The 23,262-nt window shown below is 73.8% G+C and carries 18 protein-coding genes; 9 read left to right on the top strand and 9 right to left on the bottom strand.

Annotation, left to right across the window (positions count from 1 at the left end; all coding sequences use genetic code 11):
* The first annotated feature begins 79 nt into the window (after positions 1–79).
* The 4 genes from AB0A69_RS19775 (at position 80) to AB0A69_RS19760 (ending at position 4,572) form a co-directional block, all read left to right on the top strand.
* Positions 80–1,150, top strand: a complete 1,071-nt coding sequence (locus tag AB0A69_RS19775) for a LacI family DNA-binding transcriptional regulator (RefSeq protein WP_361423157.1) — start codon at positions 80–82, stop codon at positions 1,148–1,150.
* Positions 1,151–1,205: 55 nt separating this feature from the next.
* The gene (locus tag AB0A69_RS19770; RefSeq protein ID WP_361423154.1) at positions 1,206–1,982 is read left to right on the top strand and encodes a sugar phosphate isomerase/epimerase family protein; all 777 of its coding nucleotides are present in this window, start codon (positions 1,206–1,208) and stop codon (positions 1,980–1,982) included.
* A gap of 197 nt (positions 1,983–2,179) precedes the next feature.
* Complete coding sequence (locus AB0A69_RS19765) at positions 2,180–2,620, top strand: NUDIX hydrolase (protein WP_361423151.1); 441 nt, start codon at positions 2,180–2,182, stop codon at positions 2,618–2,620.
* Between the two features lie 143 nt (positions 2,621–2,763).
* Positions 2,764–4,572, top strand: coding sequence for a glycoside hydrolase family 3 protein (locus AB0A69_RS19760; RefSeq protein ID WP_361423148.1), 1,809 nt, complete (start codon positions 2,764–2,766; stop codon positions 4,570–4,572).
* A 50-nt stretch (positions 4,573–4,622) separates the two neighbouring features.
* Here AB0A69_RS19760 and AB0A69_RS19755 read toward each other — a convergent pair whose 3' ends face one another.
* The 4 genes from AB0A69_RS19755 to AB0A69_RS19740 all read right to left on the bottom strand — a co-directional run bounded on the left by AB0A69_RS19755 (position 4,623) and on the right by AB0A69_RS19740 (position 11,746).
* Positions 4,623–6,023 (bottom strand): aminopeptidase, encoded by a 1,401-nt coding sequence (locus AB0A69_RS19755; RefSeq protein ID WP_361423145.1) that lies wholly within the window; start codon positions 6,021–6,023, stop codon positions 4,623–4,625.
* A 79-nt stretch (positions 6,024–6,102) separates the two neighbouring features.
* Complete coding sequence (locus AB0A69_RS19750) at positions 6,103–6,447, bottom strand: hypothetical protein (protein WP_361423215.1); 345 nt, start codon at positions 6,445–6,447, stop codon at positions 6,103–6,105.
* 633 nt (positions 6,448–7,080) lie between these two features.
* Positions 7,081–10,803 (bottom strand): ABC transporter ATP-binding protein, encoded by a 3,723-nt coding sequence (locus tag AB0A69_RS19745; protein WP_361423142.1) that lies wholly within the window; start codon positions 10,801–10,803, stop codon positions 7,081–7,083.
* A gap of 55 nt (positions 10,804–10,858) precedes the next feature.
* Complete coding sequence (locus AB0A69_RS19740; protein ID WP_361423212.1) at positions 10,859–11,746, bottom strand: serine hydrolase; 888 nt, start codon at positions 11,744–11,746, stop codon at positions 10,859–10,861.
* Between the two features lie 196 nt (positions 11,747–11,942).
* On the opposite strand from AB0A69_RS19740, the gene AB0A69_RS19735 reads away from it, so the two are divergent.
* Complete coding sequence (locus AB0A69_RS19735) at positions 11,943–12,332, top strand: hypothetical protein (protein ID WP_361423139.1); 390 nt, start codon at positions 11,943–11,945, stop codon at positions 12,330–12,332.
* Here the strand turns inward: AB0A69_RS19735 and AB0A69_RS19730 are convergent.
* Together AB0A69_RS19730 and speB are read right to left on the bottom strand one after the other, a co-directional pair.
* Positions 12,304–14,019 (bottom strand): thiamine pyrophosphate-binding protein, encoded by a 1,716-nt coding sequence (locus AB0A69_RS19730; RefSeq protein WP_361423136.1) that lies wholly within the window; start codon positions 14,017–14,019, stop codon positions 12,304–12,306. The genes AB0A69_RS19735 and AB0A69_RS19730 overlap by 29 nt on opposite strands.
* A 234-nt stretch (positions 14,020–14,253) precedes the next feature.
* Entirely contained in the window at positions 14,254–15,222 is a 969-nt protein-coding gene (gene speB / locus AB0A69_RS19725; protein ID WP_361423133.1) for an agmatinase, read from the bottom strand.
* A gap of 147 nt (positions 15,223–15,369) precedes the next feature.
* Between speB and AB0A69_RS19720 the strand changes: the two genes are divergently transcribed.
* A complete protein-coding gene (locus AB0A69_RS19720; protein ID WP_361423130.1) occupies positions 15,370–16,779 on the top strand; it encodes a PucR family transcriptional regulator ligand-binding domain-containing protein in 1,410 nt (469 codons plus the stop codon).
* Positions 16,780–16,834: 55 nt separating this feature from the next.
* On the opposite strand, the gene AB0A69_RS19715 is transcribed toward AB0A69_RS19720, so the two are convergent.
* Positions 16,835–17,452: a hypothetical protein gene (locus tag AB0A69_RS19715; protein WP_361423127.1), complete on the bottom strand. Its 618-nt coding sequence runs from the start codon at positions 17,450–17,452 to the stop codon at positions 16,835–16,837.
* Positions 17,453–17,619: 167 nt separating this feature from the next.
* Here AB0A69_RS19715 and AB0A69_RS19710 point away from each other — a divergent pair, with 167 nt between their 5' ends.
* From AB0A69_RS19710 to tesB, 3 genes are all read left to right on the top strand, one after another.
* Complete coding sequence (locus AB0A69_RS19710) at positions 17,620–18,924, top strand: helix-turn-helix transcriptional regulator (protein WP_361423124.1); 1,305 nt, start codon at positions 17,620–17,622, stop codon at positions 18,922–18,924.
* 104 nt (positions 18,925–19,028) lie between these two features.
* Positions 19,029–20,186 carry an acyl-CoA dehydrogenase family protein gene (locus AB0A69_RS19705; RefSeq protein WP_361423121.1) on the top strand — a complete coding sequence of 386 codons (1,158 nt, stop codon included), beginning with the start codon at positions 19,029–19,031 and terminating at the stop codon, positions 20,184–20,186.
* Between the two features lie 5 nt (positions 20,187–20,191).
* Complete coding sequence (tesB, locus tag AB0A69_RS19700; protein WP_361423118.1) at positions 20,192–21,055, top strand: acyl-CoA thioesterase II; 864 nt, start codon at positions 20,192–20,194, stop codon at positions 21,053–21,055.
* Between the two features lie 69 nt (positions 21,056–21,124).
* On the opposite strand, the gene AB0A69_RS19695 is transcribed toward tesB, so the two are convergent.
* Complete coding sequence (locus AB0A69_RS19695) at positions 21,125–21,892, bottom strand: phosphatase (protein ID WP_361423115.1); 768 nt, start codon at positions 21,890–21,892, stop codon at positions 21,125–21,127.
* Between the two features lie 80 nt (positions 21,893–21,972).
* Positions 21,973–23,187, bottom strand: coding sequence for a DUF418 domain-containing protein (locus AB0A69_RS19690; protein WP_361423112.1), 1,215 nt, complete (start codon positions 23,185–23,187; stop codon positions 21,973–21,975).
* Positions 23,188–23,262 lie beyond the last annotated feature (75 nt).

The following is a 23,262-nucleotide window of genomic DNA, read 5'->3' as shown; positions in this document are numbered from 1 at the left end:
TATACGGGGTGACGCTAGCCTGCGGGCAGCGGCGCGTACAAGAGCCACGCCCGACTCTCCTCGGAGGAACGCGATAGCGATGACAGTCACCCTGGCCGATGTGGCGGCGCGCGCCCGGGTGTCCCCGGCGACCGTGTCGCGCGTCCTGAACGGCAACTATCCGGTCGCCGCGGCCACGCGCGAGCGCGTCCTGCGCGCGGTGGAGGAGCTCGACTACGTCCTGAACGGTCCGGCCAGCTCGCTGGCCGCCGCCACCTCCGACCTGGTCGGCATCCTCGTCAACGACATCGCCGACCCCTTCTTCGGGATCATGGCGGGAGCGGCGCAGAGCGCGATCGGCGAGGGTGCGCCGGGGCGGGCCGGGGGCGAGAAGCTCGCCGTCGTCTGCAACACCGGCGGCTCGCCCGAGCGCGAGCTGCGCTATCTGACGCTGCTGCAGCGCCAGCGCGCGGCGGCCGTCGTGCTCACCGGCGGCGCGCTGGAGGACCCGGCGCACACGGCGGCGATGGCGGCGCGGTTCGCCAAGCTGGCGGACGCGGGCACGCGCGTGGTGCTGTGCGGGCGGCCGCCGATGCCGGAGGGGAGCGGCGGCGAGGCGACCGTGGCCGCGCTGACCTTCGACAACCGGGGCGGGGGGCGGCGGCTCACCGAGCACCTGCTGGCCCTCGGCCACCGGCGGATCGGTTACGTCGCCGGGCCCGCCGACCGCACGACGACCCGGCACCGGCTGGAGGGGCACCGCGAGGCGATGGCCGCGGCGGGGGCGGCGGGCGGCGGCCCGGACCACCTCACCGTGCACGGCTCGTACGACCGCCGCTCCGGCTACGACGCGACGCTGGAACTGCTGCGGCGCGACCCGGGCCTGACGGCGGTCGTCGCCGCCAACGACACCGTGGCGCTGGGCGCCTGCGCCGCGCTGCGGGACCGGGGGCTGCGCATCCCCGAGGACGTCTCGGTGGCGGGCTTCGACGACCTCCCCTTCTCGGTGGACGCGGTGCCGGCGCTCACGACCGTACGGCTTCCGCTGTCGGAGGCGGGCGCGCGGGCGGGCCGCCTCGCGGTCGGCGCCGAGGCCGTGCCCCCGGGCGGCATCGCGACGATCGCGGCGGAGCTGATGGTGCGGGCGTCGACGGGGCGGCCCCGGGGGTAGCGCCTCGGTCATGGCCTCAGTCATAGAGGGGCGGGGAGCGGGTAGGTTCGCGCCCATGAAGTACGCCTTCTCCACGCTCGGTGTCCCCGGGATGCCCGTCGCCGACGTCGTACGCCTCGCCGCCGAGACCGGTTACCACGGTGTCGAACTGCGCGCCCACCCCGAGGAACCGGTCCATCCGGGGTTGCCGGCGCATGAGCGCCGCGCGGTGGTCGAGGAGTTCGCGCGCGGCGGTGTCGAGATCCTCGCCGTCGCCGGATACGCGCGGGTCGCGGCGCCCGGCGACGACGAGGCCGTGTACGAGGAGCTGCACCGGCTGCTGTACCTGGCGGCCGACCTGGGCGCGCCGTTCGTCCGGGTCTTCCCGGGCGGCGGCGACCAGGACCCGGCGGAGGCGGACGCGACGGCCGCGCGGCGGCTGGGGGCGGCGGCGGAGGTCGCGGCGGAACTGGGGGTACGGGTGCTGCTGGAGACCCACGACTCGCACCGCACGGGCGCGGACGTGGCCCGCGTCGTGGGCGCGGTCGGCCACAAGCACGTCGGCGCGCTGTGGGACGTGATGCACCCCTGGCTCGCGGGCGAGCCCCCGGAGGCGACGTACGCGGTCCTCGCGCCGTACCTCGGCTACGTCCAGGTCAAGGACATCGCCTCCGCCGAGGACACGACCCCGCTGCCGCTGGGCACCGGGGTGCTGCCGCTCGCGGAGTGCCTGGGCCTGACGCGCGGTCAGGGCTGGGCGTGCTGGGAGTACGAGAAGCGCTGGTACGCCGACGCGGCGGAGCTGCCGCCCCTGCTGGCCGCGGGGCGCAAGCGACTGGCGGGGCTGGGGTAGGGACACCCCGGGCCAAACGGAGGAAGCCCTGCTGCGACGAGAGCGGACGCTTGGGCGGTGGCCGATCCTCATGTGCGCCGACCATGGCGACGCGTTACGGCGACGACGGCTATCAGGGCCGGGACATCGCGCACCCGGCCGTCATGAACGTCCCCTTCGCGGCCATGGTGCGTGGGTGACCACTACGCTCGCGCCGCATGAGCAGCTCCTCGACGCACAGCACCGCGCCGGACGCCTCGGTCGTCGTCGCCCGTGACGACAAGGGACTCGTCGCCCTGCTGAGCGCGGACTTCCCGGACCATGGCGGCGAGTACCTCTTCCTTCCCGGTGGACGCCGCGAAGAAGGAGAGACCTCCGAAGAGTGCGCGCGACGCGAGCTGCGGGAGGAGGCGGGCATCACCGCCTTCTCCTGGCGTGCTCTCGGCTCGTACGCCATCACTCTCGGCTCCACGGCCCGCGTCCACCTGTTCGAGGCGCAGGGCCTGACCCTCGGCGCGCAGCAGCTCACCCCGGCCGAAGGGGACTTCACGCTGTCCTGGTGGCCCCTGCAGGAGGCCATCGACGCGGCCGGGACCGGACGCTTCCTCCTGCCGGCCGGGCCACTCGCCCTCATGCTCGCCGCCCGTCAGGGCGTGTAAGCCGCGCGGCCGCGCCGGGGGCTTTGTCGCGCGGTGCGGTCACGGTTCTTGACCTGGCAGTTACTTTCCGGCTAAGCGTGACTCCTTGGCAGTTTCCTTCACCGCCCCCCACTCCCCCCTCCGCACGGCCGGAAGGAGCACCAGTGCACCACCGCGCCACCACCTCGAGACGTACCCTCCTCACCGTCACCGCCGCCGCGGCGGCCGCCGCCGCCACCGGGGTGGCCACCCCCGCGCGGGCCGCCGACGACCGGCGCCTCCAGCAGCTCGTCGCGCGCATGAGCCTGGAGGAGAAGGTCGGCCAGCTCTTCGTCTCGCGCGTGTACGGGCACTCCGCCACCGCGCCGGACCCGGCCGACGTCGACGCGAACCTCAAGGAGATCGGCGTGCGCACCGCCGCCGAGCTCGTCGAGCGGTACCACGTCGGCGGCGTCATCTACTTCACCTGGGCGCACAACACCCGCGACCCGCACCAGATCGCCGACCTGTCCAACGGCATCCAGCGCGCCGGGCTCGCGCAGCCCGCGCCCGTACCGCTCCTCATCTCCACCGACCAGGAGCACGGTGTCGTCGCCCGGATAGGGGAACCCGCCACCCTGCTGCCCGGCGCGATGGCGCTCGGCGCGGGCGGGTCCCGTTCCGACGCCCGGCGCGCCGCGCGCGTCGGGGCACGGGAGCTCGCCGCGATGGGCATCCGGCAGAACTACGCGCCCGTCGCCGACGTCAACGTCAACCCCGCCAACCCCGTCATCGGCGTCCGCTCCTTCGGCGCCGACCCCGAGGCCGTGGCCGAGCTGGTCGCCGCCCAGGTGAAGGGGTATCAGCGGGCCGGGGTCGCGGCCACCTCCAAGCACTTCCCCGGCCACGGCGACACCGAGGTCGACAGCCACTACGGGCTGCCGAGGATCGGCCACACCCGCGAGCAGTGGGAGAAGCTGGACGCGCCGCCGTTCCGGGCGGCCATCGCCGCCGGTATCGACTCGATCATGACGGCGCACATCGTCGTCCCGGCGCTCGACCCGGCCGAGGACCCCGCGACCCTCTCCCACCCCATCCTCACCGGCATCCTGCGCGAGCGCCTCGGCTACGACGGCGTGGTCGTGACCGACTCGCTCGGCATGGAGGGCGTCCGCACCAAGTACGGCGACGCCCGCGTGCCCGTCCTCGCGCTGAAGGCGGGCTGCGACCAGCTGCTCAACCCGCCGCACCTCCCCACCGCCTGGAACGCCGTCCTCAAGGCCGTACAGAGCGGCGAGATCAGCGAAGCCCGCATCGACGAATCGATTCTGCGCATCCTGCGCCTCAAGGCGAAGCTCGACCTCTTCCGCGAGCCGTACGTCACCCACGAGGGCGTGGACCGCACCGTCGGCTCCCCCCTCCACCTCGCCACCGCCGACCGGATCGCGGAACGGACGACGACGCTCCTCCTCAACGAGGGCGGCCTGCTGCCGCTCGACCGCCGCGAGCGGCCCCACCTGCTCGTCGTCGGCGCCGACCCGGCGTCCCCCTCCGGCACCACGGGGCCGCCGACCGCCACCCTCGCCGCCGCCCTCACGGAGCTGGGTTTCACGGCGTCGGTCCTCTCCACCGGCACGGCGCCCTCCACCGCGAAGATCGACGAGGCCGTGGCGGCGGCGGCCGGCAAGGACGCGGTCGTCGTGGGCACGTACAACGTCTCGGCCACCAGCAGCCAGCGCACGCTGGTGTCCCGGCTCGCCGCGACCGGTGTCCCGGTCGTCACGGTCGCCCTGCGCAACCCGTACGACATCGCACGCCTCAGCGGCCAGCGCGCCACCCTCGCCGCGTACTCCTGGACCGACGTCGAACTGCGCGCCGCCGCGCGGGTCATCGCCGGCCGGGCGCGGCCCGGGGGGCGGCTGCCGGTGCCCGTGCAGCGCGCCGACGACCCGGCGCAGGTGCTGTACCCGATGGGCTACGGCCTGACGTACTGAACGCGGCGGCCGGGCGGGACCACGCCCCGCCCGGCCGCCACCGCCCCGTCCTACGGCCGCAGCGTCTGCTCCCGCACGAGCGTGCGCTTGTCCAGGCCCGGGACCGTGCGGACCGGCGCCGGGGCGATGCCCGCCCACGCCTGGATCCGCGCCGTGGCCTTCGCGCGCTCGGCCTCTACCAGAGCGGAGACGCTCGCCCCGTGGTTGGCGCCGGGCGCCGCGAAGACGTAGCTGTCGCGGGCGCCCCGGTCGACCCGGAACCGCTCCGCGCCCCAGGGGTCGTTGGCGCCGTACACGAAGAGCATCCCCCGCGCCCGCGTGCGCACCCAGGTGTCGACGTCCCGCATCGCCCACGCCTGGAAGCGGGGCAGCGGGACGTCACGCGGGACGAAGGCGCGGGCGGGCTGGTAGCCGTACCGCGTCAGCCCCTTGAGGTGGTCCATCCGCAGGCTCGGCGAACCGAGCTGGGTCGCGGCCTGGTAGTAGTACGGAACCGCCCACTCCAGGCCCTGGTCGGTGTAGTACGACCAGCCCGAGTAGCCGTCGATGGTGTCGTAGACGGTCTGGTCGGAGGCGGTGGCGGCGTCCGGGATGTCGGCGCACTCGGCCTCGGTGTGGTACTGCCAGAAGCCCCAGACGAAGTCGAGGACGACCGCTTCGTACGCCTTGTCGAGGCTGCCGACGGTGGTGAACGTCGCGCCCGTCTCCTCCGCCCACGCGCGGTACTTCTTCTGCAGCGGCTCCCGGCGCACCAGCGCCTCGCGCTGCATGGCGTTGAGCCGGTCGCGGCACTCCTGCGTCCCGACGGTCGTGAAGAACCGGTCGTACGCCGAGTCCTCCTTATCCACCACGTCGTTGGGCGCGACGTACGCGACGACGCCGTCCATGTCCCGGGGGTAGAAGCGCTCGTAGTACGTCGCCGTCATGCCGCCCTTCGACACGCCGGTGGCCAGCCACTTGCGGTCGTACAGCGGCTTCAGCGCGGCGAAGATCCTGTGCTGGTCGGAGGCCGCCTGCCAGATGTCCAGCTTCGACCAGTCGGCCGGCTCGGGGCGGGACGGGCTGAAGAAGCGGTACTCCATGGCGACCTGGTTGCCGTCGACGATGGCCGCCGGCTCGCTGCGCCAGGGGCGGGTGCCGAGCTCGTACCCGCTCGTGTAGAAGACGGTGGGGCGTGCGGTGTCCTTGTGCAGCACGGTGAGGCGCTGCTGGAAGGTTCCGCGGGCCGGGTCACGGTGGTCGACCGGCTGGGTGTAGCCGAGGACGAAGAAGCGGTAGCCGGGGTAGGGCTTCTCCTCCAGCAGGGTCATCCCGGGGATCGCCAGGATGCGGTCCTTGATGTCCCTGTCCTTGTCGGCCGGTACGACGGCGGTGGCCGTGGCCGTACCGGTCGCGCTCACGGTGCCTATGAGCACCACGAGCGACAGCAGCCATCTGAGCGCCTTACGCATGCACCCTCCACTTGGGTCACGGTGGTCGCCCGTGAACCTAGCGGGGTCAACACCGCCGCCACCAGAGGCGGTTACCCGCTCAGCACAGGATCCAGCCGGTGCTGCCGCCCTTGTCGGCGACCGTGCCGGACGCGCGGACGCAGCGGTTGAGGGCGTACACCGTCACGGGGCCGGCCTGCCGGGTGAAGCGTCCCTTGTCGATCGCCGCACGGCCGCCGCGCGCCTGGATGGAGACGAACATGGCGCGGCGCACGCCCGGCTTCTTGGCGACGGCGACGGCGCACGCGTACTGGCGGCTCTTGTAGATCCTCAGCTCTCCGGTGGAGAACGACACGGTCTTGACGAGCCGTCCGGAGCAGGCCGCGGCGGCTTCGGCGGGGGCGCTGTGCCCGGCGAGGGTGAGGGCGCTCACGGCGACGAGCACCGCGAGGACGTGCGTGAACAGTCGCCTAGTCGCCCCGGCCGCGGCCGTCGCACCACCGAACACCCTTGCACTCCTTCGCCTCGTGAGCGTACATGCGTACGACGCACGAGGACGCCGCTCGGTTGCGCGGGGCCTTTCCCCCACCCCACCCTTTCCCGTAACCGGGGGCTCCGCCCCCAGACCCCCGGGGAGGTTGTACGTGGGGGCTAACGCCCCCACACCCCGGTACGCGGCAGCTTTGCGCCGCGGGGCTTGGGCACCAGGCCCTGGTCGACCAGGGGCGTACGCGGGGCGCGCCCCCGCGCCCGGGTCGGCGGCGGCTTCGTGTCGAGGGGCAGGTCCATGGGTGGGGCCAGGAAGCGACCTCAAGCCACCCGCCGGGGGATGCACGCACCGACGGCGCGAGGGACCACCGTCGCAAGGGGGTCGGGGGTGGAGCGTGGGGGGTGGGGGGTGGTCGGACGTAAAACGACTGAACTCGCGCGAAGCGCGGTGAACGAGAGTCCGACCACCCCCCACCGGAACCCCCGGCACCCGACCCACGCCCACCGGCGCAAGCCACGGCGCGCCGGAAAGCCGCCCACCGGGCAGAAGCACCGCGCAGCGTCCCGCACCCACCGGCGCGAGCCACCCTCACGCCACCACCGGCGCCTCCCCCACGAACGTCGCCCACAGCCGCGCGTACCGCCCGCCCCTCGCCAGGAGCTCCTCGTGGGTGCCGTCCTCCGCCACGCGGCCGTGGTCCATGACGATCACGCGGTCCGCGCGGGCCGCCGTGGTGAGCCGGTGCGCGACCACCAGGGTGGTGCGGCGTCCGGCCAGGCGGTCGGTCGCGGCGTTGACCTGGGCCTCCGTCGCGAGGTCCAGCGCCGCCGTCGCCTCGTCGAGGAGGAGGACGTCCGGGTCGACGAGCTCGGCCCGGGCGAGGGCGATCAGCTGGCGCTGGCCGGCCGAGAGGTTGCGGCCGCGCTCGGCGACCTCGTGGAGGTAGCCGCCGTCGAGCGTGGCGATCATGTCGTGCGCGCCGACGGCCCGCGCCGCCGCCTCGACCTCCGCGTCGCTCGCCCCGGGGCGCCCGTACGCGATGGCGTCGCGGACGGTGCCCGGGAAGAGGTACGCCTCCTGGGGGACGACGCCGAGGCGGTGGCGGTACGCGGTGAGGTCGAGCTCGCGCAGGTCGGTGCCGTCGACGGTGACGCGGCCGGCGGTCGGGTCGTAGAAGCGGGCGACGAGCTTGACGAGCGTCGACTTGCCGGCGCCGGTCTCGCCGACGAAGGCGACGGTCTGACCGGCGGGGATGCGCAGGTCGACCCCCGCCAGCGCCTCCTCCTCGTCCCCGTAGGCGAAGGAGACCTTCTCGAAGGCGATCTCGCCGCGCAGCGCGCTCACGGAACGCGGCCGCACGGGCGCGGCCGTCGAGGTCGGCTCCCGCAGCAGCTCCTGGATGCGGCCGAGGGAGACCGTCGCCTGCTGGTAGCCGTCGAAGACCTGCGACAGCTGCTGCACGGGCGCGAAGAAGAGGTCGATGTAGAGCAGGTACGCGACGAGGGCGCCGGTGGTGAGGGTGCCCGCCTCGACGCGGCCCGCGCCCACGATGAGGACGGCCGCCGCGGCGACGGACGACAGCAGCTGCACGAAGGGGAAGTAGACGGAGATCAGCCACTGGCCCCGGACGCGCGCCTCGCGGTACTCCGAGCTGCGCTCGGCGAAGCGCGCCGCGCCCGCGCGCTCGCGCCGGAAGGCCTGCACGATCCGCAGCCCGGACACGGACTCCTGGAGGTCGCCGTTGACGCCGCTGATCCGCTCGCGCGCCAGCTCGTACGCCTTGACGCTCGACCGGCGGAAGAACACCGTCCCGACGACGAGCACCGGCAGGGTGGCGAAGACGACGAGGGCCAGCTGGAGGTCGATCACGACGAGGGCGACCATGATGCCGAAGAAGGTCACCACGGAGACGAAGGCGGTGACGAGTCCGGTCTGGAGGAACGTCGACAGGGCGTCGACGTCGGTCGTCATGCGGGTCATGATGCGGCCGGTCAGCTCGCGCTCGTAGTAGTCGAGCCCGAGGCGCTGCAGCTGGGCGAAGATCTTCAGGCGCAGCGCGTACAGCACCCGCTCACCGGTGCGGCCGGTCATGCGGATCTCGCCGGTCTGCGCCACCCACTGCACGGCGACGGTCAGCAGCCCGAGGGCCGACGCGGCCCATACCGCGCCGAGGGCGAGCCGCTCGACGCCTTCGTCGATGCCGTGCCGGATGAGGATGGGTAGCAGCAGGCCCGCGCCCGCGTCGAGCGCGACGAGCCCGAGGCTGACGAGGAGCGGCAGCCCGAAGCCGCGCAGCAGCCGGCGCAGCCCGTACGACTCCTCGGGCGTGACCGCCCGCGCCTCGTCGATGTCCGGGGGGTCGGCCGCCGGGGGCAGGGCCTCGACCTGGGCGAGCAGCTCGGGTGTGGCGCCGGGGGTCTCGGAGGCGCCACCGGCGCCGGCCGCGTCGGCGTCGCGCTCCCACAGGGCGGGGGTGATGCCGCGTTCCGCGTCGAACTCGGCGTCGAGCTCCTCGCGGACGGTGTGGTCCTCGGGGACGTCCACGGGCAGGGCGTGGCCGGGTGAGACGCCGCCGAGCTCGTCGGGGTCGGTGAGCAGCCGCCGGTAGAGCGCGGAGCGTTCCTGGAGCTCGTCGTGGGTGCCGATGTCGGAGAGCCGGCCGTCGTCGAGGACGGCGATCCGGTCGGCGAGGTTCAGGGTGGAGCGGCGGTGGGCGATGAGGAGGGTGGTGCGCCCGGCCATGACGGAGCGCAGCGCCTCGTGGATCTCGTGCTCGACGCGCGCGTCGACGGCCGAGGTGGCGTCGTCGAGGAGCAGCAGCCTCGGGTCGGTGAGGATCGCGCGGGCGAGGGCGATCCGCTGGCGCTGGCCGCCGGAGAGGGTGAGCCCGTGCTCGCCGACCTTGGTGTCGTAGCCGTCGGGGAGCTCGCCGATGAAGCCGTCGGCCTGGGCGGCCCGGGCGGCGGCGCGTATCTCGTCGTCGGTCGCGTCGGGCTTGCCGTAGGCGATGTTCGCGCGGACGGTGTCGGAGAAGAGGAAGCTGTCCTCGGGTACGAGGCCGATGGCGTCCCGCAGGGAGGCGAGGGTCAGCTCGCGCACGTCGTGCCCGCCGACCAGGACGGCGCCGTGCGTCACGTCGTAGAAGCGGGGCAGGAGCAGCGAGACGGTGGACTTGCCGCTGCCGGAGGATCCGACGACGGCGACGGTCTCGCCGGGCCGGATCTCCAGCGAGAAGCCGTCCAGGACCGGGCGCCCGTCCTCGTAGGCGAAGGACACGTCGTCGAACTCGACGCTCGCGGCCGCGTCCGCCGGGAGCTCCTTCGTGCCGTCCTTCAGGACGGGCTCGGTGTCGATGAGCTCCAGGACGCGCTCGACGCCCGCGCGGGCCTGCTGGCCGACGGTGAGGACCATGGCGAGCATGCGGACGGGGCCGACGAGCTGGGCGAGGTAGGTGGAGAAGGCGACGAAGGTGCCGAGGGTGATCTGGCCGCGGGTGGCGAGCCAGCCGCCGAGCGCCAGCATGGCGACCTGCCCGAGGGCGGGCACGGCCTGGAGCGCCGGGGTGTAGCGGGCGTTCATCTTGATGGTGCGCAGGCGGCCCGCGAACAGCTTGCGGCTGGCCTCCCGCAGCTTCTGCGTCTCCTGCTCCTCCTGCCCGAAGCCCTTGACCACGCGCACGCCGGACACGGCGCCGTCGACGACGCCCGCGACGTGACCGGCCTGGGCCTGGGCGTACCAGGTGGCGGGGTGCAGGCGGGTGCGGCTGCGCTTGGCGATGAACCACAGGGCGGGGCCGACGGCGATGGCGACGAGGGTGAGGGGGAGGGAGAGCCACGCCATGATGCCGAGGGAGATCAGGAAGAGCAGGATGTTCCCGATCGTCATCGGGAGCATGAAGAGAAGGCCCTGGATGAGCTGGAGGTCGCTGGTGGCGCGGCCGACGACCTGCCCGGTGGACAGCTGGTCCTGACGCCGCCCGTCGAGTCTCATGATCGTGTCGTACATCTCGGTACGCAGGTCGTGCTGCACGTCGAGGGCGAGGCGCCCGCCGTAGTAGCGGCGGATGTACGTCAGGGCGTAGACGACGACGGCGGCTGCGATGAGGAGCCCGGTCCATACGGCGAGGGACCGGGTTCCCGAACCGATGACGTCGTCGATGACGATCTTGGTGATCAGCGGGACGACGGCCATGACGGCCATGCCCGCGAGGGACGAACCGAGGGCGAGCACGACGTTGCGCCGGTATCGCCAGGCGTAACCGGCCAGCCGCCGTGCCCATCCTCGTTCCGCGGTCGTGTCCGCCGCCGCCACTGGTGCCTCCCGTTGTCTGTTCCGCCGGAAGCACCAACACGCTGAAATGCGATTTTCATCCCGCCGGGTGGGCGGGTCCCGTCTCCGGTACCGGAGGCATGGCCTCCTGGGGGACGGCGGGCAGCTGGAACGTCTTGCCCATCTTCGACGGCGTCGGGTTGAGGTCGCGGTGGACCACCCGTGAGACGGCCTGGATGGTGTTGATGCCGTCGTTCATCGTCTTGTTGTCGTGCGTGAGGACGGTGATCGAGTAGTTGGCGGTGCTGCTGGAGAAGACGCCGATGCTGTGCACGCGCCAGCCGTGCGTGGCGCGCGACAGCCAGCCGTTCTTGACGTGGACGGTCATGCCGGCGGGCGCGCCGGCGGGGGTGCCCCAGCGCTGCGAGGAGACGACGTTCCGCATGAGCTTGCGCATGTACGAGCGGGAGCTCTCGGTCAGGACGGTGTTCCGTACGGAGACCAGGTCGAGCAGCTTGCGCTGGTCACGGGCGGTGATCTGGGTGAGGCCCCAGTAGCCGCCGGAGCCGGGCACGGTCTGGGTCATCCCGGCGGCCCGCAGGAAGGCGTTGATCTTGGTCACGCCGAGCTGCTTCCACAGGGTGCTGGTGGAGGCGTTGTCCGACTTGGTGATCATGGCCGTGGTCAGGTCGACCTCGCGCTGGGTGAGCCCGCGCCCCTGCTTGCCCGCGTCCCACAGCAGGGCGGCGAGGACGGTCGACTTCACGATGCTCGCCGAGTCGAACTTCTGCGTCGGGCGGAGCTCGCAGTGCGTGTTGGTGACGCGGTCGTGCACGACGACGGCCGTCATGGAGGTGCGGCCCTTGAGGGCCGCGGCGATGTCCTGGGACAGCTTGGCGGCCAGTCCGGACTTGCCGGACGTACACGTCACGGCCGGGGGCGCGGCGCTCGCGGGCGTCGCCGTGGCGACGACGGGCAGCAGCACCCCGAGGGCGAGGGCGGCGCGGAGTGCGCCGCGCCGGGGATGGCGGAATATGGATGTCACGCCCTTCCAGACGCGTGACCGGCCGGAAGGTTGTACGCGATCTACGGCGCGGCGCGCCGAAACCGCGTTCCCGCGCGCCTCGTGAGGGGTAGTCAGTCCCGGCGGCCATCGAGGGAAACGGGGCGGGGGGACGGTCATGCCGGGTGGTGAGCGGAGGGCTCCGTACCTCTGCGGCCAGTTGTACGCGACGCTGGAGGCGCTGAGCGTCATCGGCACGGGCGGCGCGGGGATGGCGCGCCCGGAAGAGGTCCGCAGGGCCATGCAGCCGCCGCGGACCGTGCTGCTACGCCACCTGCGGGCGGTGGGCGAGCACCTGCACCTCGCGGTACGGCGGAGCCCCGCCCACGCGGAGGCCGCCGCCGAGGTCTTCGCCGCGATACCCGGCTTCGTCCCGGCCGGCGGCCTGCCCGCCGGCAACCTCGGTGTGGCTGAGGCCGCCGAGTTCACGGCCGGTTACGAGGCGCAGCGGTCGGTGTACGAGGAGAAGCACGGGCCCCTCATGCGCCGGGCGGGGCGGGCTCCGTGAGGTGCGTCGGCGCGAACATGCGCAGGACCGCCGGGAGGACGACCACCGAAGGGCCGGGCGTGGCGAGGGAGGCGGCGAGGTCCTCGCGCAGCGCGTCCGGCGTCGTACGGACGGCCGGGACGCCGAAGGACCCGGCGAGGGCGACGAAGTCGGGGCGGGCCAGTTCGGTGCCGGTGGCCCGGCCGAAGGCGTCCGTCATGTACTCGCGCAGGATGCCGTAGCCGCCGTCGTCGACGATGAGCCAGGTGACGTCGAGGCCGTACTGCTTCGCCGTCGCGAGCTCGGCGAGAGAGTACATGGCGCCGCCGTCGCCGGAGACGGCCAGGACCGGGGTGGTGGGGTCGGCGAACGCCGCGCCGAGCGCGGCCGGGAAGGCGTAGCCGAGGCCGCCCGCGCCCTGGGCGGAGTGCATGGTGTTGGGGCGGCGGGCGTCGAAGGCGGACCAGGCCCAGTAGGCGAGGATCGTCATGTCCCAGAAGCTGGGCGCGTCGTCCGGCAGGGCCTCGCGTACGGCGGCGAGCACCCGCTGCTCCAGCGTCAGATCCTGGGCCGCGAGCCGGTCGCGTACCTTGCCCAGCACCGTACGGACGCGCTCGGCGGCGCCGGTGTCCTCGCGCGGCGGAACCGCCTCCAGCGTCTCCAGCAGGGCGGAGAGCGCGAGCCGCGCGTCGGCGTGGATGCCGAGGGCCGGGTGGTTGGACTCCAGCTTGCCGAGGTCGGCCTCGATCTGGACGACCCGGCCGCGCGGGGCGAAGGTGTGGTAGTTCGAGGACAGCTCGCCGAGCCCGGAGCCGACGACCAGCAGGACGTCGGCGTCCTCCAGGAACTCCGTCATGTGGCGGTCCTCCAGCCAGGACTGGAGGGACAGCGGGTGGGTCCAGGGGAAGGCGCCCTTGCCGCCGAAGGTCGTCACCACCGGCGCCTTGAGCCGCTCCGCCAGGGCCCGCAGCTTCCCGGACGCGTCGGAGCGTACGACTCCGCCGCCCGCGATGATCGCGGGCCGCTCGGCGTGCGCCAGCAGGTGCGCGGCGACGGCGGTGAGCTCGGGGCGGGGCACCAGCTCGTCGGGGAAGGCGTCCGGGGCGGTGACGACCGGAAGGAGGGTCTCGGCGGCCAGCACGTCCTGCGGGATCTCGACCCAGACGGGCCCGTGCGGCGCGGTGAGCGCGGAGCGCCACGCGGCGGCGACGGCCGACGGGATCTGCGACGCCGTTCGGACGGTGTGCACCGACTTCACGACGTCGCGGAAGGAGGCCTGCTGGTCGCGCAGCTCGTGCAGGTGCCCGCGGCGACCGCCGCCGAGCCCGGCCGCCGGCACCTGGCTGGCGAGGGCGACCACGGGCGCGCTGGCCGCGGCGGCCTCCTGGAGCGCGGCGAGCGACATCAGGGCGCCCGGCCCGGTGGACAGCAGCAGCGGCGCGGCCTCGCCGGTGATCCTGCCGTACGCGTCGGCGGCGAACCCCGCGTTGTTCTCGGTGCGCAGGCCCACGTACCGGAGCGTCGAGCGGCCCACCGCGTCGAAGAGGGCGAGCGCGTGCTGGCCGGGCAGGCCGAAGACCGTGGTGGCCCCGAGCCCGGCCAGCGTCTCCACGACGAGGTCGCCGCCGGTGCGGCCGGGCGGAGGGTTGAGGGCGGCGGCGGTCTGCGCGGCGGTGGGCCTCAGCACCAGGTCGTGGTCGTGCGTCACGCGTGTGGTCCCCTTTTTTTGAAGGCTCGGTTCGGCTCCGGGGCGCCAAAGGCTGTATCGACGGTCGATCGTGCTCGGGTCGTTCGTTCCTCACGACCCTCCGCGCGTTCTCCCTTTCGATACAGCCGCGCCCCTTCACCTCACTCGCCATGAGGTACTGCGGCATGGCCCTTGGGCGCCCGGTCCCGCAGCAGCGGGGCCCGGGGGAACGGTACCGGGACGCCCGGGGGAGGGTCAGGCGCGGGCCGCGGCGATCTGGCGGGACATGATCGTCGTCAGCTCGTACGCCGTGTGGGAGGCGGCGACGGAGGTGATCTCGGCGTGGTCGTACGCCGGGGCGACCTCGACGACGTCGGCCGAGACGAGGTTGCAGGAGGACAGGCCGCGCAGGATCTCCAGCAGCTCGCGGGAGGTCATGCCGCCCGCCTCGGGGGTGCCGGTGCCGGGGGCGTGGGCCGGGTCGAGGCAGTCGATGTCGATGGAGATGTACAGCGGGCGGTCGCCGATGCGCTGGCGCAGCTGGTCGGCGATCTCGTCGGCGCCGCGGCGGTAGACGTCGGCGGAGGTGACGATGCCGAAGCCCATCTTCTCGTCGTCGGTCAGGTCCTGCTTGCCGTACAGCGGGCCGCGGGTACCCACGTGGGAGAGCGCCTCGGTGTCGAGGATGCCCTCCTCGACGGCCCGGCGGAACGGCGTGCCGTGCGTGTACTCGGCGCCGAAGTAGGTGTCCCACGTGTCGAGGTGGGCGTCGAAGTGGAGCAGGGCGACGGGGCCGTGCTTCTTGGCGACCGAGCGCAGCAGGGGCAGCGCGATGGTGTGGTCGCCGCCCAGCGTCATCAGGCGGGCGCCGGTGGAGAGCAGGTCGTCGGCGGCGGCCTCGACCGTCTCGACGGCCTCGTTGATGTTGAAGGGGTTCACGGCGATGTCGCCGCCGTCCGCGACCTGCGCGAGCGCGAAGGGCGAGGCGTCCTGGGCCGGGTTGTACGGGCGCAGCAGGCGCGAGGCCTCGCGGATGGCGTTGCCGCCGAAGCGGGCGCCGGGGCGGTACGACACGCCGGAGTCGAAGGGCACGCCGATGACGGCGACGTCGGCGGTGCCGACCTCGTCGAGCCGCGGCAGCCGCGCGAACGTCGCGGGTCCGGCGTACCGCGGGACGCGGGACGAGTCGATGGGGCCGCGCGGCGTCTCGGGGGTGCTGGTCATGATCGGTCGCCTTCTGCCTTCGGTACGGACGTGCGGAGGTTCGGAGGTGCGGATTTCGTACTCCTGGACCCGACAGTAGGTGGCTGGGAAGCCCGACAGAAGTGTACGTTTCCTCCACTACCCCGCTCTTCGATGGAGGAAGTGTCCATGCCCGAGGCGACACCGGCGCCGGCCCCGCCCGGGCCGGTCATCCCCCTCTCGGCACTCCTCGCCCGTGAGGACCTGGGTCTGCGGCTGATCGCCGGGTCGCCGGAGGCGGAGCTGCACTGGGTGCACACCTCGGAGATGGCCGATCCGTACCCGTATCTGCTCGGCGGCGAGCTGCTGCTGACGGCGGGCGTTCAGCTGACGGACCCCGAGCGGTACGTCGCGCGCGTGGTCGCGGCGGGCGCGGCGGCGCTGGGCTTCGGTGTGACGCCGGTCTACGACACGGTGCCGGAGGCCCTGGTCGCGGCCTGCGCCCGGCATGGGCTGCCGCTGCTGGAGGTGCCGCCGAGGACGCCGTTCGCGGCGGTGGGGCGCGCGGTGTGGCGGCTCATGGCGCAGGCGCGCCACCACGAGCTGCGGCGCGTGACGGAGGCGCAGCAGTCGCTCGCGACCGCGGCGGCGCGGCCTGACCCGGTACCGGCGGTGCTGCACGCGCTGGCGTCCCGCCTGTCGGGCCGCGCCGCCCTGTACGCGCCGGACGGCACGGAGTACGCGGCGGCCGGGCGGCCCGTGGAGCCGGGGGCCCGGGAGGCGCTGGTGCGCCTGATCGGGGTGGTGCGGGCCGGCCCGCGGGCGCCGGCGTCGGCGACCGACACCTCGGGCGGGGTCCATCTGTCCGCGTACGCCCTCGGCGGTGACCTGCGCCTGACGCTGGCGCTCGCCACCGCGCGCCGCGAACCGGGCGACCACACGATCGCGGGCGTGGCGGTGGTGCTGCTGTCGCTGCTGACCGCGCCGCACCAGGGCGCCGACGAGGCCGCGCGCTCGACCGCCCTGGTGCGCCTGCTGCTGGGCGCCGCGCCCGCCGAGGTGGCCCCGCTGCTCGGCGAGGCCCCGTGGACCGTGGTGCACGCGCGCGGCGAGGGCCCACCGCCGCCGCTGGGCACGCCGCTGCTGGACCTCGGGGAGCCGGGCGCCGTACGGGCGCTGCTGCCCGCCGGCCGGGAGCCGTCGCCGCACCCGGGCTGGACGCTCGGGGTCAGCGCCCCGGCCGCCCCCGACGGGCTCGGCGACGCGGACCTCCAGGCCGCCCGCGCACTGCGCCGCGCCGAGGCCGGGCACGTACCGCTGGCCCGGCACCACCGGGAGGCGGGCCTGGCCGGGCTGATGGCGCCCGAAGAGGCGGCGGCGTACGCCCGCCACCTGCTGCACCCGCTGACGGAGCCGCTGACCGAGACCCTGCGCACCTGGCTGTCGCTGCACGGCAGCTGGGACCGTACGGCCACGGCGCTCGGCGTGCACCGCAACACCGTGCGGCAGCGGATCGCGCGGTGCGCGGCGCTGCTGGAGGCGGACCTGGACGACGCGGAGGTGCGGATGGAGCTCTGGTTCGCGCTGCGCTGGCGCTGAGTCGTTGTGGCTGGACAGCAGGACGCCGGCGTGAGCCCTTGGGAGAGCCCCCGGATCAGTGGAGCTTGTTGACGGCGGTCTTCGTCGTGGTGCGGAAGGCGGTCAGCGGGGCGTCCTTGAGGTCGCCCGTCTGACCCCAGCGGACGAGGGTGACGGTGCGGCCGTCGCGGCCGACGGAGAAGAGGTGGATGTCGGTGATGCCGATCTGCGGGTCGGCGGTGTCCAGGCTGTAGACCCAGGCGCCCTCCTCGACGGCGAGCTTGCCGTGGGAGGCGCTGACGGCCTTCAGGCCCGGGTTCTGCCGCTCCAGCAGGGGCCCGCAGCCGGCGAGGGCCGTGCGGAGGGTGGCGACCAGCTTCACGGCGTCGGCCTCGGTGCGGGCGACGGTGGTGACCTGGACGCCGTTGGTGTCGAGCTCGGTGCTGAACTCGCGGTAGCGGGTGTTCTGCGCCGGGATCTTGTACGGGGCGCAGAGGACGCCGCCGTTCTCCGGGACGCCGGTGAAGACCTGGGTGGCGGTCCACGGCGTCGACGACGGCGGCATCTCGGAGGCGGCGAGGAAGGCGGGCTGGGCAGCGGCCTGCGCCGGGGCCGTGGCGAGGGCCGCGAGGCCCAGGGCGGCAGCGGCGGCGGTGGCGGTGGCGGTGGCGAGTACGGTACGGAGCTTGTTCATGGTGGTGGGTCCCCCGTCGGGTCGTTCGCTCGGTCAGTGCTCAACCAGCGTGGGGCCGGCGCCCGCCGCCCGCAACGATCACGCGCCCACCATCCGTCCCGGAACCATTCCACCCCCGTTGACGTGCAGGGATGTAAAGGGTGGGACGCAGGGTCGAGGGGGATGGAATGCCGAAGGACGCCGCCGTCGAGGAGTTCGCGGGGCTCGTCCGCACGTTGAAGGCGCGGGACGGGAGGAGTTACGAGGCGCTGGGCCGGCGCCTGAGCGTCAGCGCGTCCACACTCCACCGCTACTGCTCGGGCGCGACCGTCCCGGAGGGGTTCGCCGTGGTCGACCGCCTCGCCCTGCTGTGCGGGGCGGACGAGGAGGAACGGCGGGCCCTGGAGGCGGCCTGGACGGAGGCGGACCGCGCCCGCCGCCGAACGGCCTCGCCCGTGCCCTCGCCTGCGCCTGTCCCGTCCGCGCCGGAATCGAACCCGGAACCGTCCGCCCCGGCCCCGACCGCGCCGGAACCGGGCCCCGACCCCGCCCCGGACCCGACCACGCCGGAACCGACCGCGCCGGAACCGGGCCCCTCCCCCGCCCCGAAACCGTCCGCCCCGGCCCCGACCACGCCGGAACCGGGCCCCTCCCCCGCCCCGAAACCGTCCGCGCCGGAGGCGCCCCGCGCCCGCCCCCGTCGTGCCGTCCCCGCTCCCCTCCTCGTCGCCGCCGCCGTCGCCCTCGTCGTGCTCGCCCTCGCCGCCGCCCTGCTCGGCCACCCCACCCGTACGGCTTCCGCCCCCGCTCCCGATTCCACCCCTCCCGGGCGGACCGCTGCCCCCCTCCCCTTCACCTGGACCATCGGTTCCGAGCTCTGGCAGGGCGGCTGCGGGCACACCTACCTCGTGGACCGGGCCCCCGGCGCGGTCGCCCCGCCGCCGGTCGCGGCCGACTCCGGGGCGTGGGCCGGGACGCACGGTGCCGTGCACGGCGGGGAGGCGCTGGTGCGGATCACGCTCCAGGGCCGGTCGCCGTCCGACGCCGTCGTCCTCGAGGCCCTGCACGTGCGCGTGGTCGACCGGGCCGCACCACTGCCGTGGACCGCGTACCGGATGGACAACGGCTGCGGCGGCGCCGTCACCCCCCGCCACTTCGCCGTGGACCTCGACCGGCCGCGCCCGCTCGCGAGGCCCGTCGACGGCCTTGACGCCTCCGGCGCCGAGGTCCGGACGATCCCGGCCGTCTCCTTCCCGTACAAGGTCACCTCCTCCGACCCCGAGGAGCTGCTCGTCTCCGCCCGGACGGCGGGCTGCGACTGCCGCTGGTACCTGGAGCTGGAGTGGAGCGCCGGGGGCCGTTCGGGGACGGTGCGGATCACGGACGGCGGGAAGCCGTTCCGCACGAGCGGGACCGCGGGGAGGCCGGCGTACCTGTACGACTCCGCCGAAGGGCGCTGGATCACAGACGCGGAGTCTGGACAGACCGGGTGACCGATGAGTAACTTCGTCTGACATAGGCTGAGCAAGCGCTTAGGCACATGCCGGAGCGTTGGAGCGACCGGCCGGACCAGGACAGGAACCGAAGGAGGCGGCTCGTGCGCCGTACCGTATTCAACGAGGACCACGAGGCGTTCCGGGAGACCATCCGCGCCTTCATCGAGGCCGAGGTCGTCCCCGTCTACGACGAGTGGTTCGCGGCCGGCCAGGCGCCCCGCGACTTCTACTACAAGCTCGGCGAGCTGGGCGTCTTCGGCATCAACGTCCCGGAGGAGTTCGGCGGCGCGGGCCTGGACACGCACAAGTTCGAGGCCGTGATGTACGAGGAGACGGCGCGCGCGGGCGTGCAGTTCGGCGGCTCGGGCGTGCACGTCCTGCTGGCCCTGCCCTACCTCAAGATGCTCGCCACGGACGAGCAGAAGAAGCGCTTCCTGCCGAAGTTCGTCACCGGCGAGGAGATGTGGGCGCTGGCGATGACCGAGCCGGGCACCGGCTCCGACGTCGCGGGCATGAAGACCACCGCCAAGCTCTCCGAGGACGGCACGCACTACGTCCTCAACGGTGCCAAGACCTTCATCACCGGCGGTGTCCACGCGGACCGCGTCATCGTCTGCGCCCGCACCGCCGCCCCCACCGCCGAGGACCGCCGCTTCGGCATCTCGCTCTTCGCGGTGGACACCAAGTCCGAGGGCTACTCCGTCGGCCGCAAGCTGGACAAGCTGGGCCTGAAGACCTCCGACACCGCCGAGCTGGCCTTCGTCGACGTCAAGGTCCCGGTCGAGGACCTCCTCGGCGAGGAGGGCAAGGGCTTCTACTACCTCGGCCACAACCTGGCCTCCGAGCGCTGGGGCATCGCCTTCGGCGCGTACGCGCAGGCCGCCGCCGCCATCCGGTTCGCCCAGCAGTACGTCACCGACCGCACGGTCTTCGGCAAGCCGGTCGCGTCCTTCCAGAACACCAAGTTCGAGCTGGCCGCCTGCCAGGCCGAGGTGGACGCCGCCCAGGCGGTCGCCGACCGCGCCCTGGAGGCCCTGGACGCCGGCGAGCTCACCCCGGCCGAGGCCGCGAGCGCCAAGCTGTTCTGCACCGAGGTCGCCCACCGCGTCATCGACCGCTGCCTCCAGCTGCACGGCGGCTACGGCTACATGAACGAGTACCCGATCGCCCGCCTGTACGCGGACAACCGCGTCAACCGCATCTACGGCGGCACCAGCGAGATCATGAAGACCATCATCGCCAAGTCGATGGGCCTGTAAGCCAGGTGACGGAACCGCTCGACGCCCTGCTCGATCTGCTCGACCTGGAGCGGATCGAGCAGGACATCTTCCGCGGCGAGTCCCGGTCGGCCCTCGTCCCGCGCGTGTTCGGCGGCCAGGTCGCCGCCCAGGCGCTGGTCGCGGCCGGCCGGACCGTCCCGGAGGACCGGCTCGCCCACTCGCTCCACGCGTACTTCCTGCGCCCCGGTGACCCGGGCGCGCCGATCGTCTACACCGTGGACCGCATCCGCGACGGCCGCTCCTTCACCACGCGGCGGGTCGTCGCCGTCCAGCACGGCCAGCCGATCTTCCACCTCTCGGCGTCGTTCCAGACGTACGAGGAAGGGCTCGACCACCAGGCGGCCATGCCGCCCGCGCCGGACCCCGAGACCCTCCCCACAGCCGCCGAGATCCTGCCGCGCCACCTCCCGGCCCCGGTCGCCGAACGCCTGATCGAGGCCCGCGCGGCGGTCGACCTGCGGTACGCCGACACCCCGCCCTGGGGCAGCGTCGGCGAGCCGCGCGAGCCCCGGTCGCAGGTCTGGTTCCGCACCAACGGCAAGCTCGCCGACGACCCGCTGCTCCACGTCTGCCTGGCGACGTACGTCTCCGACATGACGTTGCTCGACTCGGTGCTCCTCGCCCACGGCCGCGGCGGCTGGGCGGTCGGCGACGTGGTCGGCGCGTCCCTGGACCACGCGATGTGGTTCCACCGCCCCTTCCGCGCCGACGACTGGCTCCTGTACGACCAGGAGTCCCCGTCCTCCTCGGGCGGCCGGGGCCTGGGGCAGGCCCGCATCTGGACCCGGGACGGCCGCCTCGCGATCTCGGTCATCCAGGAGGGCGTGGTGCGGGTGCCGCGGGGGTGAGGCGTCGCCCGACGGGGTGTGGGCCCGGCGTGGACGTGCGCCACCGCCCGGCCCTCCCCGTCGGGACCCTCAGACCAGCCCCGCCGCGCCCAGCAGGTACTCGGTCATCGGCTCGTAGAAGCGCGGGTCCAGTACGTGGTCGTCGAGCGGGATCGTGACCTGCATGGTGCCCTCGGCCTCGCCGATGAAGAGGGCGGGGTCGTTGCAGTCGGCGTACCCGATGGAGTCGATGCCGCGCTGCCCGGCCCGTCCCGCCCACCCGTGGTCGGCCACGACCAGGTCCGGCTGCACGTCGAGCCGGTCCAGGATGGCGTTCATCGGCTCCGGCGAGTGCGTGTGCCACAGGCTCGCGCCGCGCTCGAAGACGGCGACGTCCGCGAACTGCACGACGTACCCCTCGTCGGCCGTGAGCCCGCCGGGGATGCGCACGATGTCGCACCCGGCGGCGCGCAGCGCGGCGGCGGTCCTGCTGTGCACGTCGAGCAGCGCCCCGGGGTGCCCGGTCGCGAACAGCACCCGCTGCCTCCCGGCGGCGGCCTTCCGCAGCCGCGCCGCCGCGCGCTCCAGCCCGTCGACGGTGAGCTCGGGATCGATGGTGTCCTGACCGGCCCGGTGCGCCGGGTCGTCGTTCACGCCGCACCGCTCGGCCATGACGGCGAGGACGTCCTGCTCGTCCGTCCACCGGTCGCCGAGCTCCAGCCCGAGCCAGTAGTGGCGGTCGCCGTTCGCGAGCTTGCGGTAGTGGGAGAGGTTGTTGTCGCGGGGTGTGGCGACGTCTCCGGCGATCCGGGTGCGGACGAGGTGCTCGACGAGGGCGGCGCGGCTGGGTATCGGCATGCCCCCCATTCTGCCGCCCGCCGCCCGCGGTGGCGGCGCCATTCCGTCGGGTGGACGGCGCGCGGCGGCGGTGGCCGCGTTCAGGAGCGGCGTGGCGGCCTGCCCAGCGTCACCGTGCGCAGCACCCACTCCACGGGGCCGTGGGAGTAACGCCGCATCAGCCGGGCGCTGAGGAACAGCTGGGCCGCGTACACGGCGAGGGCCACGGCGCACGCGACCGCCGCGCCCGTGCGGCCGTACAGGCCGAGGCCGTACCCGGTGAAGACCAGCGCCAAGACCAGTGACTGGGACAGGTAGTTGGTGAGCGCCATCCGGCCGGCGGGCGCGAGCAGCGCGGCCAGGCGGGCGCCGCGCGGCGTGGTGAACCAGAGCATCAGCGCGCTCACGTAGGCGGCGGTGAGCATCGGGGCGGCGGCCATGCCCAGGGCGAAGCAGACGACCTCCCAGCGCTCCGGGAGGGGTGCCACGGTGCCCGCGGCCATGAGGAGACCGCCCGGCAGGCCCACGGCGAGGCCGATGGCGCGGGTGCGCCGCAGCCGGGCCGGGTCGACGACGCCGCCCGTGAGCAGGCGTCGCTTGCCCGCCCCGCAGCCGACCAGGAAGGCGGCCACGATCGAACCGCCCATGAGCAGCAGCGCGCCCATGGCCTCGGGCCAGGTGGCGAGGTGGGCGCCGATGACGTCGGCGGCACCGCCGCGCATCTCCTCGGCGATCCGGGCGGCTTCCCGGGTGGCGTCGGCCGTGGCGGACGGGTCGGGGGTGTACGCGGCCCCGGCCAGCGCGCCGACGAGGACCAGCAGGACCACGGGCACGGCGTAGAACCAGCGCGCGGCCCGCCACAGGCGCTCGGGGGGCGCGTTGCGCGCGGCGAGCAGGATCAGCCCCAGCACGGCGTACATGGTGAGGATGTCACCGCTGTACAGCAGCGCCATGTGCGCGGCGCCGAGCAGCAGCAGGCCGGTCAGGCGGCGCAGCATGCGGGGGACGAAGGCCGCGCCCGCCCGCCGCGCCGACTCCATCTGCAGGGTGAAGCTGTACCCGAAGAGGAAGGAGAAGAGGAGGTAGAACTTGGTTTCGAAGAAGGCGATGACCAGCCAGTGCGCCACGAGGTCGGCGCCGGCTACGGCCGGGTCGACCGCCGTGCGGCCGTAGGTCCCCGACAGCACCAGGACGTTCACCAGGACGATGCCGCCGAGCGCGAAGCCGCGCAGCGCGTCGACCTCCGGCACCCGCCGTCCGGTGTCCCCCTGTCCCGCCACCGGCTGGGTGGCGGTGCCCGCCTGTTCCCCCGTCACGCCATGCCCCCGTCGTCCGTGCGATCAACCCCGGCGACGAGCGTGTCAGTCGGGGGCCGCGGCGGCATCACACCT

The organism is Streptomyces sp. NPDC045431 (genome assembly GCF_040646655.1).
Classification (GTDB): Bacteria; Actinomycetota; Actinomycetes; order Streptomycetales; family Streptomycetaceae; genus Streptomyces.
Note: the sequence above shows the minus strand (reverse complement) of the source record. Positions and strands in the feature narration are given on the sequence as shown.